Source organism: Nonomuraea jabiensis (assembly GCF_014204795.1).
Lineage (GTDB): Bacteria > Actinomycetota > Actinomycetes > Streptosporangiales > Streptosporangiaceae > Nonomuraea > Nonomuraea jabiensis.
Window position 1 is genome coordinate 8,908,256 of record NZ_JACHMB010000001.1, and the last position, 14,971, is coordinate 8,923,226.

Here is a 14,971-nt window from a genome sequence, read left to right on the forward strand (position 1 = left end):
CCCCATCCAAACTCCTTAGCGTTCCAAATATCTAGGAAAACTAGAGATATGGTTCTCTAGTGGCTAGCTTACCGGAAGGATGGCAGATGAAGGATGTCATCAGGCGCTTCTACGATGAGGTGCTCAACGCCGGCGACCTCGACGTCGCCGACGAGATCGTCGGCCCCGGCTTCGCGCCCCGGAGCGGCGAGGTCACCGGCCCCGAGGCGCTCAAGAAGACCGCCCGCTACCTCCGCTCGGCGCTGCCCGACCTGCGCTTCGACCTCGAGGACCTGATCGCCGAAGGCGACCGGGTGGCCAGCCGGTGGACGTTACGGGGCACGCACGAGGGAGACTTCTTCGGCTTCCCGCCCACCGGCAGGCGGCTGGAGGTGCGCGCCTGCGTCTTCTTCCGCATGGAGAACGGCAAGGTGGCCGAGATCTGGCCGGTCATCGACTCCAGCTCCCTCACGGCCGCCCGGACGAACGCAGGAACCGCAGGTCCTCCATGACCAGGGCGACCCCGGTGGCGCCGCCGCGGCGGAGCGCCGGGGCCAGCGCGTCCAGGTCGGGCCGGCGGGACGGGCGGAGGTGGACGCGGTAGCCGTCCCCGGCGGGCTCCAGGGTGAGGGCCTCGCCGATGGCGAGCCTGCTCTCCGGGAGGTGGGCCGCGGTCGCTCCGGCGGCTCGTTCCAGGGCCGCGACCGAGGTGACCCCGGTGGCGACGGGCAGGGTCGTGTCCGGGCCGGTGACGTGTTCGCGCAGGTCACGCAGGCGGGCGGCGGCGGTCGTATGGGCGGGGTGGCCCTTGGGCAGGCGGTCGGCCAGGAGCCTCGCGGCGCGGGCGATGTGGCCCAGCGGCGGCACGGACGGACGCTCGCCGAGCAGGGCGATCAGCGCCTCCAGGGCGTCCTCGGCGCTGGAGGCGAGCGTGACCCACTGCTCGGAGGTGAGCGGGGTGAGCCTCGGGTGGCGTTCCGTCCAGTACGCGACCGCCCGGTCCAGGTCGGGGCCCGTACGCCAGAGGTCGGCGGGGTCGTCGGGCATGAGCAGCTCGGCGACCTCGACGGCCTCGTCGGTGGTGGTGAGCGCCTCCAGGGAGAGCGCGGCGACGCGCAGCTCGATCTCGGTCAGGCCGAGCTCGCGGGCGCGGGCGGCGTCGCCCTCGCGGAAGGCGGCGACGCGGCCCCGCGCCCAGCCGTCCGGCCAGGAGAGCGTGCGGGCCGAGGTGGACAGCAGGATCAGGCACTGGGCCGGTGACAGGCCGGTGGCCTCGGCGAACGCCCGTACGGTCGCCTCCCGGTCCACGGGCGGCGGGCCGTTCTCGGCGATCAGGTCGAGCGCCCGCCGGAGCCGGTCCGGGTCGCCCCAGCCGCGGCAGGTCCGCAGCTCGACGGCGCGGTTGCGGGTGAACGGTGAACCGCGCCCTGTCCCCCTTGATGCGCCCGCCCAGCTCGTGCACGCGGCGCTCGAACGCGCCGCCGCTCTCGTACCGGGCGTCCAGGTACGCGAAGGTGTCGACCACGCCGAACCTGCGGTCCATGCCCGCGGGACGCGTCCACACCTCGCGGCGTACCTGCTCGACGACCTGCGTGAGGTTCCGTCCCCGCCAGACGGGCAGCTCGTCGCCGAGCAGCAGCGGGTGCGGGATCGCGAAGGCGTCCGCGCCCGTCCACGCGCCCTCGCGCAGGAGCGCGCAGCGGCCGAGGTCGGGGGCCCCCTCGACGACCGGGGCGACGATCGGGGCGATGACCAGGTCGGTGAGCGTCTCGCGCCACACCGGGTCGTCCCACACGGCGGGGAACACCGCGGCCGGGACGGGCAGCGACCGCACCATCCAGGACTCGACCCGGTCGCGCACCACCCGCGCGTGCTCGCCGAGCCGGTCGCAGAGGGCGGCGAGCCGTACCGCGGCCGGATCCTTCCTGACGCCGGCGGGCACCTTGGCCGGCACGCGGCCCGCGGCCGTCCGGCAGGCGAGCACCGGCCGCCGCGTCCCCTCGACGGTGAGCGCGTGGCCCGTCGCGATCGCGATCCATCCCATGGCACGCCATTCTTGATCATCCCTACGACATTCGGCGGGAAACTGATCATTGAATCCGTGCGCGCCATTGCCGTAGCCTCCGACCATGGCGGTGCCGTCCGGCTACATCCTCTGCGGGACCCCGCGGACCGGAAGCACGTTGTTGTGCAGCCTGCTGAGCTCAACGGGAGTACTCGGCCGGCCCGAGTCCTATTTCCGCGAACCGGACGAGGCGACCTGGGCTCAGCGCCTCGGCGTGCCGACCGAGGGCGCGAGGGCACGCGACTACCGGGACTTCGTCAGGGCTGTTTCCGACGTGGCCCGCACCGAGAACGGCGTCTTCGGTGTCCGGATCATGTGGGGTTCGCTGGAGCGGGTCACGGACGGACTCCGGGGGTCCCGCGACGAGACGGACCTCGCGACTCTGGAACGCGCACTCGGGCCGCTGACGTTGATCCACCTACGGCGCGAGGATCTGCTCGGCCAGGCAGTCTCCTGGTCTCGGGCCGAACAGACGGGCTACTGGCAACAGGGCGACGTGGCGTCGCGGCGGCCGCACGAGAACCTCGATGAGATGCGCCGGCTGCTGGAGACCATCCGTGACCACAACCAGGCATGGGAATCCTGGTTCCGCTGTCAGGGAGTCTCACCGCACGAGGTCACCTACGAGCAGTTGGTGGGCGATCCGGGCGCGGTCGTCGAAGGGATCGCCGCTCGACTGCGGGTTGACCTACCCCCAGGGTGGCAGCCCAAGTCGGTCCACCAGAAGCAGGCCGACGAGGTGAACGAGAAGTGGGCGCTCGCTCTGCGGGCGTCTCTCGCGGCGCGTCCTCTGTGAGCCGTGGCGCCGAACCGCCCGCGCCCGCCCCGGCGTGCTTCGCCACAAGCGCTCAAGGACGGCGGCTCGGGTGCAGGCGTCTGCCGGGCAGGTAGACCGCTGCCGCAGAGCAGGCCGCGGCGACGAAAAGCACCGTCACGAACACCGGCGAGATCTCGACCAGCGCCAGGTTGTGTCCGAGCCCCACGATGACGGTGAGCTGGACCGCCGCGAGCAGTTCCGGCCAGTCCTCGAGCGCCTGGGCGGACACGAGCAGCAGCACCAGCAGGGCGGGCACGTAAGCCGGGATCTGCGGGTGATCCGAGCCGGTGTTCCGCAGGTAGACGCTGCACACGTCCGCGACGACCAGCAGCGTGGCCGTCATGCCCAGGACGAGTGTCGGCCGTGCCCCGTCCGCCCGCCAGCGCAGGACCACCCGCGTCACGAAGAAGCCGAGCAGAAGCACGGCGGCCGAGAACACCACCCGCCACGGGACCTCTTCTCCGGGATCGTCCATCATGTCGTGGGCGGACTGCTGGTTGATGATGATCATGACCAGTACGAGCACTCCGCCGAAGGCTCCTGCGGCTCTCCACCACCAGCGGCCGGGCTGGGCCAGGGCCGTCTCCGTGAACGCGACCAGCAGGATCAGCAGGGCGGATACCGTGGGGCCGACCAGTCCGGATGCGCTGAAAGGCGTGTTGACCTGGGCGAACACGCCCAGGTGCAGCGCGGCCAGACCGGCGGACGCGCCGAGGCTCACGGTGCGCCATCGGCCCTCCGGCAGCAGGCCGACCCCGAATGCCGCGGCGATCAAGAACCACGACCAGATGACGTAGTCAGTGACGACCGGGCGGTTGAGCATGGGCGGGTACGAGGGCATGCGCTCCGGGCCGAGCAACAGCAGCAGCCCCGACAACAGCGCCAATCCCCGCAGTGCCAGGAGCAGCCACGCCCGCCCGCGCGGCGTGTCGGAATCCACGTCCGCCGATGCGGCGTTGCTCGCACCAGGATTTTCGGTCAAGGAGCCGGGAGCCTGAGCAGCCGCGCGAACCTGGTCGGCTTCCACGTCGCCGTCGGACGCCTGATCGGCCTCCGGCGCCGCGCGGCCGACGTCCGCGGATGTCCCACGGCCGGCATCATCCGGCAGGATCTCGGGCTGGACGGCGGGCTGGACGGCGGGCTGGACGGCGGGCTGGGCGGCGGGGTGGACGGCGGGGTGGCCGAGGGCGCGTGACGCCGCTGCCGAGACGGATCGGCTGTCGTCGTGCGCGAGCTCTTCCAGGGCCAGCCGCGCCGCGAGCGCGAGCCCGGCATGGCGGCTGCGCCGCAACCGCTCCAATTCGCCGATCGTACCCTCCCGGATCTTGGCGATCGGGTGGTCGATGGCCTCCTGCAGTTCGGTCGGCAACGGCGCGGGCCGATCCACGGGACGGCCGCGCCGTGCGATGATCAAGTCGCCCTGTACGTCGAACGTCCACTTCCCGGGCGTCTGCTTGGCGGTGACGGCCCGGACCTTGTCGTAGACGAAGTCGTACAGCTCGTGGATGCCCACATAGCCGTCCTGGTCCTGGTCGGCCTCGCCGGTCTCGAGCCCTTCGACCAGCGCTCTGGTGAACACCGAAGGCGAGGTCGTCTCCTGGGCGTCGGCGAGGTCGGTCCCGTCGAAGGCGTACTCCAGGGCGTTGGAGGCGGTGATGACCACCCGCCCGCGCCCGCCGAACTGCTCCTCGACGTGCACGTCCGTCCCCGCCCGCGGCAGCGCGCCCCGCGCGAAGGCGCCGGCGTAGCAGCAGTCGAGCAGCAGGACGATGCGCCGGCTGCGGCTGCGGCCCATCCGCCGGTTGACGAACTCCGCCGACACCGCGGTGGCGCCGAGCCGGTTGAGCTTGGTGCTGGGCGTGGCGAAATACAGCTCGCCGTTGTCGTCCTTGACCCCGTGGCCGGAGAAGTGCAGCAACAGCAGGTCGTCGGGGTGACAGTCGGCGAAGAACTCCTCCACGGCTTCGTTGACGTCGGCGGTGGACTCGTTGAGCATCGTGCGCACGTCGAACCCGCCGATGGCCTCGTCGCCCAGCACCCTCGCCAGGGCCTCGGCGTCGAACGCGGGCGCCCGCAGCCGCCGCAGCCCGGGATCCCCGAACTCGTCGCTGGCCACGATCAGCGCGAGGCGGCGGCCGGACTGGCCGGGTGCGTCCGGCTGCTTGCGGCGGCGCAACCATACGTCGGTGAGCTCGCGTTGCTCCGTGGACGGGATGCCGGTCAGTTCCAGCACGTCGCCGTCGATCTCCAGCTTGACCGAACGGTGCTGATGGCGGCTGAGCCAGGCGGTCACCGCGTTCACGATCGAGGCCAGCAACTCCGTACCGACCAGCGAGATCACCAGGCCCCCGAGCGTGAACGACAGGACCGCCCTGGTGCCTTCAGCGGCCTCTGCCGCCTCGGCGGCGCCGGCCACCACGTCCAGTTCGAGGAGTTCGTTCCGCAGCCTGGCCGTGGCCTCGTCCAGCTCTTGGGCATCCGCGGCCGCGTCCATCACCTGTAGCCGCAACCGCACCGTCTCACTCACCATGGGCCGCCTCCGGGCAAACGCAGGACACCACGAAGACGGCACGTCGCCAGGGACCGAGCCGTCACATACCGATATCGCCGATGATCACGCTGTCGCTACCTGGAACTTCGGAGCTGGGCCGGCCGGTGATGATCGGGCATGCCTTTTCTGGTGGTGTGGGCTATGGTCGGCCCTATGACGGGACCGTGGAGAACACCACAAGGGTCCATCGCGTTCGCCGGCGTGATGGTCCTGGTCCTGCTGTCCCTGATGCTGACCAGCGCGTCGGGCAGAGCGAGTGGCCCCGCCGTGGTGCAGGGGGCGGCCTCCGGCCCGGTGTGGAGCCTGGGCGGAGGGGACGCCGACCTGTCCAGCCTGCCGCCGCAGGCCAGCGGCGTCCGCGAGCACCACGTACTGTCGCTGTGGCCACCGCTGCGTGGTGAACGCCACGGCGAGCTCGCCCATCTGGCGCTGCTGCCGTCACCGGGCTCGGACGCGGACACGTTCCGCGATCCTCAGCAGCTGGCGCAGCGCACCGCGGGATCGCGCAGCCCGCCGCTCACCTAGCCGACGTCCTCCCCGTCCGGCTCTGCGGCCACGCGCGCCGCGGAGTCTGAGCGCGCGCCCACGCCCAGAGGCTGTCCGCCCCGTGCGTGCCGCTGAACACGCGCCCACGCCCGGGCTGTCCGCCCGGCGTGCCGTCGCGCCTGGAGATGTCGACGACCGTCCCCGCGGCAGGAGATGTGACAGGGCCACCTGTCCCATGCCGCCCTTTCCTCCGACGTCAGGTAGGAGCTGATCATCGTCATGCCGTCTGCTGGATCCGTCCGCGTCCATCCGCGCCTGGTGGCGCTCGACCTGGGCACCGCGCGTACCCGATCGCTGGCCCTGAGCGGGCACGCCATCGCCGACCGGCCCTCCACGATCATGAGGCGGGCCGCCGGCGTGGCGGACGTGGTGCGGCCCATCCGGTACGGCATGGTGGCCGACCCGGGCGCCTGCCTCCGGCTGGTGCGCCTGGTGTTGCAGGACACCCGGCTCTACGACGGCCGGCCGCCGGCGCGGGTGCTGGCCGGGGTGCCGATGGCGGCGTCGCCGAGCGATCGCCGGGCGGTCCACGCCGCGGTGTCCGAGATCGCCGGGTGCGAGGTGACGCTGGTGGAGGAGCCGCTGGCCGCCGCCGTCGGCGTCGGCCTGGACGTCCTCGATCCCCGGCCCTGCCTGGTGCTGGACGTGGGGGCGGGCATCGTCGAGGCCGTGGCGATCGGTGGCGGGGCCGCCGCCGACGCGGTCTCCCTCCAGCTCGGCGCCACCACCGCCGCGGGGCTGCCGCCGTACGCGCTGGACAGCATCGTCGACATGACGGCGGGCCTGCTACGCCGCATGCCGGACACCTCGCGCTCCCGGGGCCTGGTGGTCACCGGCGGCGGCGCTCACCAGGAGCAGCTGCTGAGCCGCCTGCGCGCCGCGCTGCGGCTGCCGATCAACGTGGCGCCCCAGCCGCAGTACGCCACCGTCCGCGGCCTGATGCGCCTGTGCCTGCAGCCGGCCCTGGCCGACAGCCTCGGCGTGCGCTGACGTATTCCGTTCACAGAAAGGATCTTCCATCATGACCGACGACCACGCGACCTCACACCTCAGCAGCGTGCAGCTCCAGTCGCTGCGCCAGGACCTGCAGCAGCAGCTGGAGCAGCGCAGGCGGCACCTGGACGCGCTGCGGGTGCAGGAGCAGGACGGCAGCGGCGCCGACGGCACGTGGCAGGAGCTGGTCACCTCGATCACCGCCGCCGAGCGCGCCGTCGCCGAGCTGTCCCAGGCCTACGACAGGCTGGTGGCCGGCACCTACGGCCGCTGCGCCCGCTGCCGGACGGCCATCCCGTTCGAACGGCTCAAGGTCCGGCCGCTGGCCCGCAACTGCATCGACTGCCAGCGGCGGCACGAGGCCGCCTGACACCCCGGAAGGGAGCGGGGCGGCCCGCTCCCTTCCGCCGACCCGGAGTTGACCATGATCACATTGGACCGCCTGGTGAACGTGCTCGGCGGGTACGGCGTGCGGCTGTGCGGCCGTCCCGAGGCACGCTCGGCCTGGCTGCGCAGCGTGGCGATGCCCGATGCCACCGGCCGCCCCGCCGCCGGCGACCTGCTCCTGGCCGTCGGCACCACCTCGATCGCCGAGGCGGTGCAGTGGGCCGCCGCGTCCCGCGCCACAGCGGTCCTGGTCCGCCCCGCCGGGAACGGCGCGGACGCCGAGCGGGACGCCGCCGCGCTCGGCGACCGGCACGGGGTGGCCGTCCTGCTGGCCGACCCCGCCGTCTCGTGGAGCCAGCTCGCCGGCGTGGTGTACGGGCTGGTGCTGGAGAGCCGCGAGACCGCCTCCGGACGTGGCCCGACCGACCTGTTCGCCCTGGCCGACAGCCTGGCCGACGTCATCGGCGGGGCGGTGACCATCGAGGACCGGCACTCGCGGGTGCTGGCGTACTCCCGCTCCCAGCAGGCGGGCGACCCGGCCCGGCTGGAGACCATCCTCGCCCGGCGCGTCCCCGACCGGTTGCGCGAGCTGTTCCAGCAGCGGGGAGTGTTCGCCCGGCTGGCGGCGACGGACGAGCCGGTGTTCGTGCCCGCCGATGCCGAGCACGGCCTGACCGGGCGGATGGCGGTGGCGGCGCGGGCCGGGCGCGAACTGCTCGGCTGGGTGTGGGTGACCTGCGAGCGCCCGCTGACCGGCGCTCATCTCCGCGCACTGGCGGACGGCGCCCGCACCGTCGCACTGCACCTGCTGCGCTCCCGGGCCAGCGCCGACCTGGAGCGGCAGGTGGAGTCGGACCTGGTCATCCGGCTGCTGGAGGGCAGCTCCGACGCCGAGACGGTGATCAGCCGGCTGGGCCTGGCGCCGCAGCCGATGCGGGTCGTCGCCGTCCGCGCGCACACCTCAGATCGCCATGCCGCGCTGCTGCTGGCCTTCGAGCAGGCGACCACCGGATTCGGCTGGTCCAGGCCCGGCCGCAGCGCGCTGCTCGGCGACACGCTCTACACCGTCATCCCGGCCGAGCAGGCCGGCACGGCCCGGCAGTGGATCACGGCCCTCCACCGCGAACTGCCCGCTCAGGTACGCGTCGCGGCAGGGATCAGCGCACCCGCCGAGGTCGCGGAACTGCCCGCCGCCCGCCAGGAGGCCGACGAATGCCTGGCGCTGCACGAGAGCGCCGGACTTGGCGCCGTCCCGCCCGCCTACGACGAGTCCTGGGACGACATCCTGCTGCGGCGGCTGCGCGCGGCGTCGCGTACCGGCCGGACTCCGGCCCGCGGGCCGGTGAGCACGCTGCTGCGGCACGACACCAGTCACGGAACGCGCTTCGTGGCCACCCTGCGGGCCTGGCTGATGAACCAGGGCGACCTGGCCCTGGCCGCCGAGCAGCTCGGAGTCCATCCCAACACCGTGCGCAACCGGCTGCGCAAGATGGACGAACTCGTCCCGCTGGACCTGAACGACGGCCGCAAGCGTCTCGCCATGATCATCATGCTGGCCGCCGTCGAGGACGAGCCCCGCCACTGACCCGTTGTACCGGATCGACAACGGCCGCGCCGCGATTGTCGCCCGCCCACAACGCCGCGGGCCGTCGCCAGGGCCATGCTGACTGGGACATCCCGTCATTCGTCCCGTTGGAGGTTGGGCATGGTCGGCAACTGGCCGCGATCGGTGATCGTGGTGGGCGCGGGCATCGTGGGCCTGTCGACCGCGTGGTTCCTGCAGGAACGCGGCGTCGAGGTCCACGTGGTGGACCGCGGGGGAGTGGCGGCCGGCGCGTCCTGGGGCAACGCCGGCTGGATCGCCCCCGGCCTGGCCATCCCGCTGAACGAACCCGCCGTCCTGCGCTACGGCCTGCGCTCGCTGCTGAACCCGGCCGCGCCGCTGCACGTGCCCGCGAGCCTCGACCCTGGCCTGTGGCGGTTCCTGGCCCGCTTCGCCGCCAACAGCCACTGGCGGGCCTGGACCCGCGCCGCGCGCGCCAACGTGCCGCTCAACGACGAGTGCATCGAGGCCTACGAAGTGCTCGCCGCCGACGGCGTGTCCGCCCCGGTCGTGGCGGCGCCGATCACGGCCGCGTTCCGTACGCCACGCCAGGCCGAGGGCCTGCTGCGCGAGCTGCGCAGGCTCCAGGCGGTCGGGCAGCGGGTCGACCACACCGTGCTGGACGGCACCCGGCTCGTCGAGCACGTCCCGCTCGCCGGCGACGCGCTGAGGGCAGGGGTACGGATCGACGGCCAGCGCTACGTCGACCCGGGCGCCTTCGTCCACGCTCTGGCCAAGGCCGTCATGCGACGCGGCGCGACCGTGTACGCCGTCGAGGTCGACGAGGTCCGTACCGATGACCGGAAGGTGATCGTCCGCTCGGCCAAGGGCACCACCCTGTCCGCCGACGCGGTGGTGCTGGCCACCGGCGCGTGGCTGCCCCGGCTGGCCCGGGAGTGGGGCGTGCGCGTCCCGGTGCGGGCGGGCCGCGGCTACTCCTTCACCGTGCCGGTCGACCATCCCGTCCCAGGCCCGATCTACCTGCCCGACGTGCGGGTGGCGTGCACGCCGTACCAGGGTGGGCTGCGGGTGGCGGGCACCATGGAGTTCCGGGACCCGGACGCCCCGCAGGTGCCGGCGCGGCTGGAGGCCATCATCGCCTCCGCCCGTCCGCTGCTGCGGGGGGTGCGCTGGGAGGAGCGTACCGACGTCTGGGTGGGGCCCCGCCCCGTCACCGCGGACGGACGGCCGCTCATCGGCGCGACGGTGGCCCCCACCGTGTACGTGGCGGGTGGGCACGGCATGTGGGGCCTGGCCCACGGCCCGATCACGGGACGGCTGCTGGCCGAACAGATCACCACCGGGAAGCAACCCGACGCCCTGGCCGACTTCGACCCCCTCCGCTGACCCGGGCCCGCGCCGCCGATCGTGGCATGAGACAGGTATTGCATAGGAAGCTTTCCTATTTAATACTTCGATCAATGCAGCGTATCGCGGTGCGCGATGCTCCATCGCGCGCCTGCTGCACGTGACGCCCTGCCCTGCCGGCTCGGCGACTTACTCCCCGGAGGTCCTCGTGACTCGTCGTGTCCCTGCCCTCCTCACTGCCATGCTCGCCGGACTCGGCGCGCTGTCCATCTCCGCCTCGCCGGCGCAGGCGGCAACCGTGGAGGTGACCTACAGCCCGGTCTCACTCGGCGATTACTGCTCCACCAAGGTCAATTCCTCCTCCACCATCGGCTTCTACAACGGCGGCCTGAGCTGCTACCGCTGGAGCAGCGGCGGCTCCGGCATGACCTACACCGGTAGCGGCAGCGCCTCCGCCGCGTGCGCGTACTTCAACCCCACCTACACCTACCTCAGCCACACCCAGGGCGCCAGCCAGGCGCTGACCTGTAGGTACTCGGTCTGATCCCAGGCCGGTGCCGTCCCCTGGGCGGTCAGCCGCCGGGCGAGTGCGGCGAGGTTCGTCGTGCCCGGCCGGCGGCTCTCGGCCACGGCACGTACGGAGAGTCCGCCCGAGGCCGGCAGCTGTACTTCCCCGTCTTGAAGAGGGGTGTTGTGTCAGGTGCGATCGGTGTGCTCGAGTGTGGCGGCCCAGGAGGCGAGCAGGCGGAGCGCGTCTGCGGAGGGGGAGCCGGGTTCGGCGGTGTAGATGGTCATGGACAGGTCGGGCTCGGCGCGCAGGTCCATGCTTTCGTAGGTGAGGGTGAGGTCGCCGACGATGTGGTGGTGGAAGTGCTTGACGCCGGTGCCGTGGGTGCGGACGTTGTGGGCGCCCCAGCGGCGGCGGAAGTCCTCGCTGCGCGTGGACAGCTCGCCGACCAGGTCGTGCAGGCCCTTGTCGTGCGGGTCCTGGCCGGCGGCGGTACGCAGGTTGGCCACGGTCATGTCGGCGGCCAGTTCCCAGTCGGGGTAGAAGCGGCGGGCGGCGCTGTCGAGGAAGGTGAGCGGGCGAAGTTCGGCGGCCGGGTGGGGTGGGCGTAGACGTCGCAGTACATGGCCCGGGCCAGGTGGTTGGCGGCCAGCAGGTCCGACCGGTCGTTGCCGATGATCGCCGGGGTGGTGATGGCGTCGAGCATCCATTGCAGGCCGGGACGTGCCGCCGGCTGCTTGGGACGGCGGCGGCGCAGGATGGCGTTGCTGCCGTTGGCCTCGTGCGCGAGGCGCAGCAGGTGGGCGCGTTCGGCGTCGTTCAGGTGCAGGGCGCGGGCGAGCGCGTCGAGCACACCGGCCGAGACGCCGGCCAGGTGGCCGCGTTCGAGTTTGGCGTAGTACTCCACGCTCATTCCGGCCAGGGCGGCGACCTCGCTGCGCCGTAGTCCGGGGACGCGGCGCTGCCCGGCGACGGGCAGCCCGGCCTGCTCGGGGCTGATCTTGGCGCGTCGGGAAGTGAGGAATTCGCGCACTTCGGACCGGTTGTCCATGACCTGACGGTACGCCAGTCCCGGGCAGATTGAACCCGCACCTGGTCACGCCGCTGCCGAACCCGGCGAGCGCCGTTTCGGGCATGCCGGTGGTGATGTGGCTCGGCGACCGGGCCGTCACCGCGACCTTGATCGACACACCGCCATCGCGGCAGTTCGCCGCGATGTTGCCGTTGACCGTGCAACTGGCGGACGCGTGGGGGCAGGCGAAGGCGGGGCCGCTGCCGCGCGCCCTCACGGCCGATGGCGGCGTGGCGGTCCACGATCCCATCCCGGGTGAGGTCTGCTTCTGGCCCACGAACTCGGTGATCGCCATCTACTACGACGATCTCGGCCAGGCGGTCCCTGATCCGGGCCTGATCCGCCTCGGCGTCGTCAAGACCGGCTTGGACGGGCTTGCCGCGGCGGGCAACCGGGTCACGGTCCGGATCGAGCCGGCTGCCGCGACCGGCTGAACCGGCTGCTGCACCGGCGGCCGTCTCCATCATCACCTACCGAGGAAAGCGCTCTGCTCATGCGTGTTGTCGTCATGGCCGCTCCGGGACAGGTTCGCGTCGAGGACCGGCCCGACCCGCGGATCATCGAGCCGACCGATGAGATCGTCCGCCTGTCGGCGACCTGTATCTGCGGCTCGGACCTGTGGCCGTACCGGGGCGTGGAAAAGCTCGACGGGCCGCGGCCGATGGGCCACGAGTACGCCGGCATCGTCGAGGAGGTCGGCAGCCCTCGGACGACCTGGTTCCCGGCTTCCTGGCCGCCTCAGACGTGCTGGGCACCGGCTGGTTCGCCGCGGTGGCCGCACAGGCCGGACCGGGCAGGACCGTCGCGGTCGTCGGCGACGGCGCCGTCGGCCTGCTCGGCGTGCTGGCCGCCCGGCAGCTCGGCGCCGAACGGATCATCGCGATGAGCCGGTACGAGCCCCGCCAGAAGCTCGCCCTCGCCTACGGCGCCACCGACATCGTCACCGAACGGGGCGAGGAGGGCGTGAGCCGGATCAAGGACCTCACGAACGGGCTGGGCGCCCACCGCGTCATCGAGGCGGTCGGCACCCAGGAATCGATGATGCAGGCCATCGGCTCCACCCGCGCCGGCGGACACGTCGGTTACGTCGGCGTCACCCACGACGTGCGACTGCCCGGCATGGACCTGTTCTTCTCGCACGTGCACCTGCACGGCGGCCCCGCCCCGGTGCGCCGCTTCCTGCCCGAGCTGATGCGGCTCATCTGGGAGCGGCGGATCGACCCCGGCGAAGTGTTCGACCTCAGCCTCCCGCTCGACCAGGCCGCCGACGGCTACCGGGCCATGGACCGGTCGTGCTCGGCCTGCTCACGATCTTCGGGCCGGTCATCGGCGGGCAGCTCGCCAGCGTCACCGACTGGCGCGGGCTGTTCCTGTTCCTCGCCGCGGTCGGCCTGGCCATCCTCCTCGCCTCGATCGCCGTTCTCCGCGAGACGCTGCCGCCCGGGCAGCGCGTCGGCGGAGGGTCGACGCGCATGGCCGGCCACTTCCGGCGCCTGCTCACCGACCGGGTCTTCCTCGGCGCGGTGCTGATCAGCGGCCTCACCAACGCCGCCATCTTCGCCTACCTCAGCGGCCGGCTGGCTGAGCGCCGGTCGGAGCGGACGGCCCTCCTGATCGGGCTGGGCGTGTGCGCGTCCGGCGCGGCCGGGCTGCTGACCACCGCCGTGCTGCACCTGCCCCTGATCGCCATCATTCTGTCGCTGCTGGCGATGGTCAGCGGCGTCGCCGTCACCTCCCCACCCGTGACCTCGCTCGCCCTGGCCGGCTACCCTGACATCGCCGTCACCGCCGCTTCCGACCCCACGCCCCGGGGCGAGCGCCGAGCGGCATCGCACTGCCCGCCGCGCTTGGCCGGTGCGCGACGGCGCGGTCACCGTTGCAGGGCCAAGAGGCGGAACGCTGCCCGGACGATGGATTGGCTTCTGGCCGCGACGTCGATCGTGTCGGGTGCGGTGGTGGGGTCGGACACCATGAGGCTGGTGGCCAGCGCGCGGCCGTCGGCGGTGCGGGCGAGGTAGTGCAGGGTCACGACGCCGGGCTCGCTGCCGCCCTTGTACCAGACCGACGGGAATTGAAGCGCGTCGAGGTGAAGTCCGTCGTCGTTGAGCGAGAGCGCGTGGTGGATCTCGGGCTGGTCGAGCCGCAGCAGGCCTGCGTAGGCGTGGCAGATGTCGGCCGGCGAGGCGAAATACTCGATCTGGTCGATGTATCTGGGCTGGGGCCAGGTCTCGTGCACTTGCGGCAGCGGTAGCTGTTCCAGCTCCAGCACCGCGGCGGTGCGCTGGTGGGTCGGCAGGGCCAGGTACTGCCGTGCCCGGTCCTCATCCGAGGTGGCCTTGAGCTGGAAGAACGCCTTGGTGGTGAGGATGGGGACGTTCGCCTCGGGCTGCCGGTGCCCGAACAGCGACAGTTGGCGTCGCACCGCCTCCCGGCCCAGCCGGTGGATGAGGCGGTCGGTGGCGGTGTTGTCGCTGATCGAGATCATGTGATCGGCGTAGTCCGACAGCGGGAGCATGGTGCCGGCCGGGCGGTTCTGCAGGGTGCCCGAGGGCAGGCTCTTGTGGTCGTCGCGGATGGCCAGCTGCTCGTTCCACGAGAGCCGCCCTTCGGCGACGGCTTGGGCGAGCGCGCCGAGCACGTACAGCTTGAACGCCGAGCCGATCGGGCGTGGCGTGTCCGCGTCGAGGCCGTGCGCGATGCGGCACTGCCCGTCCGGCTCGATCCGCGCCGCGGCGAAGGATACGCGCGTTCCCAGCTCGGCCAGCCGTGCGTCGATCTCGGTCCACGAGGCCGGCTCGGGTTCCTCCGGGGTCAGGCGCAGGTTGTCCACGAGCCCCGCCGCCTCCACGTGCACCGTGATGCGGTAGCCGGTGGTGCGGCCGCGCACGGCTGCCTGGACCTGGTCCGGTTGTGTCATGAGGGTTTCCCGGAGGGCGAGCCGGCCCACCGCGGCCAGGGCGGCGTTGAATCCGTCCGGGCCGCCGATCGCCTCCAGCAGGGCCGGGGCCAGGTGCCGACGGATCTCGCCGTCCGGCAGCGGACCCCGCAGTGACGCGTCCAGCAGCCAGTCCAGCTGTCGCTCTGCGGGGGTGGAGGAGGTGTGCGTGGCGGTTTCGTCGATCACTGCTGTCCCTTTCCTGCA

Annotated in this window: 12 protein-coding genes and 3 pseudogenes; 10 read left to right on the plus strand and 5 right to left on the minus strand. The window is 72.3% G+C overall.

The window, feature by feature from the left end:
* Window positions 1–86: 86 nt before the first annotated feature.
* Window positions 87–491, plus strand: a complete 405-nt coding sequence (locus HD596_RS40550; protein WP_185074739.1) for an ester cyclase — start codon at window positions 87–89, stop codon at window positions 489–491.
* Here the strand turns inward: HD596_RS40550 and HD596_RS62575 are convergent.
* Both HD596_RS62575 and HD596_RS65790 read right to left on the minus strand, forming a co-directional pair.
* Window positions 448–1,287, minus strand: a complete 840-nt coding sequence (locus tag HD596_RS62575) for a hypothetical protein (RefSeq protein ID WP_185074740.1) — start codon at window positions 1,285–1,287, stop codon at window positions 448–450. The genes HD596_RS40550 and HD596_RS62575 overlap by 44 nt on opposite strands.
* A 295-nt stretch (window positions 1,288–1,582) precedes the next feature.
* Window positions 1,583–2,110, minus strand: a pseudogene (locus HD596_RS65790) (DUF4132 domain-containing protein); the annotation flags it as partial.
* On the opposite strand from HD596_RS65790, the gene HD596_RS40565 reads away from it, so the two are divergent.
* Entirely contained in the window at window positions 2,109–2,840 is a 732-nt protein-coding gene (locus tag HD596_RS40565) for a Stf0 family sulfotransferase (protein ID WP_185074741.1), read from the plus strand. The pseudogene HD596_RS65790 and the gene HD596_RS40565 overlap by 2 nt on opposite strands.
* A gap of 52 nt (window positions 2,841–2,892) precedes the next feature.
* Here HD596_RS40565 and HD596_RS40570 read toward each other — a convergent pair whose 3' ends face one another.
* Window positions 2,893–5,391, minus strand: coding sequence for a caspase family protein (locus tag HD596_RS40570; RefSeq protein WP_185074742.1), 2,499 nt, complete (start codon window positions 5,389–5,391; stop codon window positions 2,893–2,895).
* A 174-nt stretch (window positions 5,392–5,565) separates the two neighbouring features.
* On the opposite strand from HD596_RS40570, the gene HD596_RS40575 reads away from it, so the two are divergent.
* The 6 genes from HD596_RS40575 to HD596_RS40600 all read left to right on the plus strand — a co-directional run bounded on the left by HD596_RS40575 (window position 5,566) and on the right by HD596_RS40600 (window position 10,793).
* Window positions 5,566–5,937, plus strand: coding sequence for a hypothetical protein (locus HD596_RS40575; protein ID WP_185074743.1), 372 nt, complete (start codon window positions 5,566–5,568; stop codon window positions 5,935–5,937).
* Window positions 5,938–6,177: 240 nt separating this feature from the next.
* Window positions 6,178–6,948: a rod shape-determining protein gene (locus HD596_RS40580; protein ID WP_185074744.1), complete on the plus strand. Its 771-nt coding sequence runs from the start codon at window positions 6,178–6,180 to the stop codon at window positions 6,946–6,948.
* A gap of 31 nt (window positions 6,949–6,979) precedes the next feature.
* A complete protein-coding gene (locus HD596_RS40585) occupies window positions 6,980–7,321 on the plus strand; it encodes a TraR/DksA family transcriptional regulator (protein WP_185074745.1) in 342 nt (113 codons plus the stop codon).
* 54 nt (window positions 7,322–7,375) lie between these two features.
* Window positions 7,376–8,923 (plus strand): helix-turn-helix domain-containing protein, encoded by a 1,548-nt coding sequence (locus HD596_RS40590; protein ID WP_185074746.1) that lies wholly within the window; start codon window positions 7,376–7,378, stop codon window positions 8,921–8,923.
* A gap of 120 nt (window positions 8,924–9,043) precedes the next feature.
* Entirely contained in the window at window positions 9,044–10,288 is a 1,245-nt protein-coding gene (locus tag HD596_RS40595; RefSeq protein ID WP_185074747.1) for an NAD(P)/FAD-dependent oxidoreductase, read from the plus strand.
* 169 nt (window positions 10,289–10,457) lie between these two features.
* On the plus strand, window positions 10,458–10,793 hold the full coding sequence (locus tag HD596_RS40600) for a hypothetical protein (protein ID WP_185074748.1): 336 nt from the start codon (window positions 10,458–10,460) through the stop codon (window positions 10,791–10,793).
* Window positions 10,794–10,945: 152 nt separating this feature from the next.
* Here HD596_RS40600 and HD596_RS65795 read toward each other — a convergent pair.
* Window positions 10,946–11,808 (minus strand): annotated as a pseudogene (locus tag HD596_RS65795) (helix-turn-helix domain-containing protein).
* 29 nt (window positions 11,809–11,837) lie between these two features.
* On the opposite strand from HD596_RS65795, the gene HD596_RS40610 reads away from it, so the two are divergent.
* A complete protein-coding gene (locus HD596_RS40610; RefSeq protein ID WP_185074749.1) occupies window positions 11,838–12,263 on the plus strand; it encodes a cyclophilin-like fold protein in 426 nt (141 codons plus the stop codon).
* Between the two features lie 59 nt (window positions 12,264–12,322).
* Window positions 12,323–13,116: pseudogene (locus tag HD596_RS40615) on the plus strand (zinc-binding dehydrogenase); the annotation flags it as partial.
* Window positions 13,117–13,699: 583 nt separating this feature from the next.
* Here HD596_RS40615 and HD596_RS65160 read toward each other — a convergent pair.
* Window positions 13,700–14,953, minus strand: coding sequence for a serine hydrolase (locus HD596_RS65160; RefSeq protein WP_185074750.1), 1,254 nt, complete (start codon window positions 14,951–14,953; stop codon window positions 13,700–13,702).
* Between the last annotated feature and the right edge of the window lie 18 nt (window positions 14,954–14,971).

Bases quoted from the DNA above. Each gene is read 5' to 3' on its own strand.
- HD596_RS40550 (WP_185074739.1), top strand. From the start codon at position 87: ATGAAGGATGTCATCAGGCGCTTCTACGATGAGGTGCTCAACGCCGGC.
- HD596_RS40565 (WP_185074741.1), top strand. From the start codon at position 2,109: ATGGCGGTGCCGTCCGGCTACATCCTCTGCGGGACCCCGCGGACCGGA.
- HD596_RS40570 (WP_185074742.1), bottom strand. From the start codon at position 5,391: ATGGTGAGTGAGACGGTGCGGTTGCGGCTACAGGTGATGGACGCGGCC.
- HD596_RS40575 (WP_185074743.1), top strand. From the start codon at position 5,566: ATGACGGGACCGTGGAGAACACCACAAGGGTCCATCGCGTTCGCCGGC.
- HD596_RS40580 (WP_185074744.1), top strand. From the start codon at position 6,178: ATGCCGTCTGCTGGATCCGTCCGCGTCCATCCGCGCCTGGTGGCGCTC.
- HD596_RS40585 (WP_185074745.1), top strand. From the start codon at position 6,980: ATGACCGACGACCACGCGACCTCACACCTCAGCAGCGTGCAGCTCCAG.
- HD596_RS40590 (WP_185074746.1), top strand. From the start codon at position 7,376: ATGATCACATTGGACCGCCTGGTGAACGTGCTCGGCGGGTACGGCGTG.
- HD596_RS40595 (WP_185074747.1), top strand. From the start codon at position 9,044: ATGGTCGGCAACTGGCCGCGATCGGTGATCGTGGTGGGCGCGGGCATC.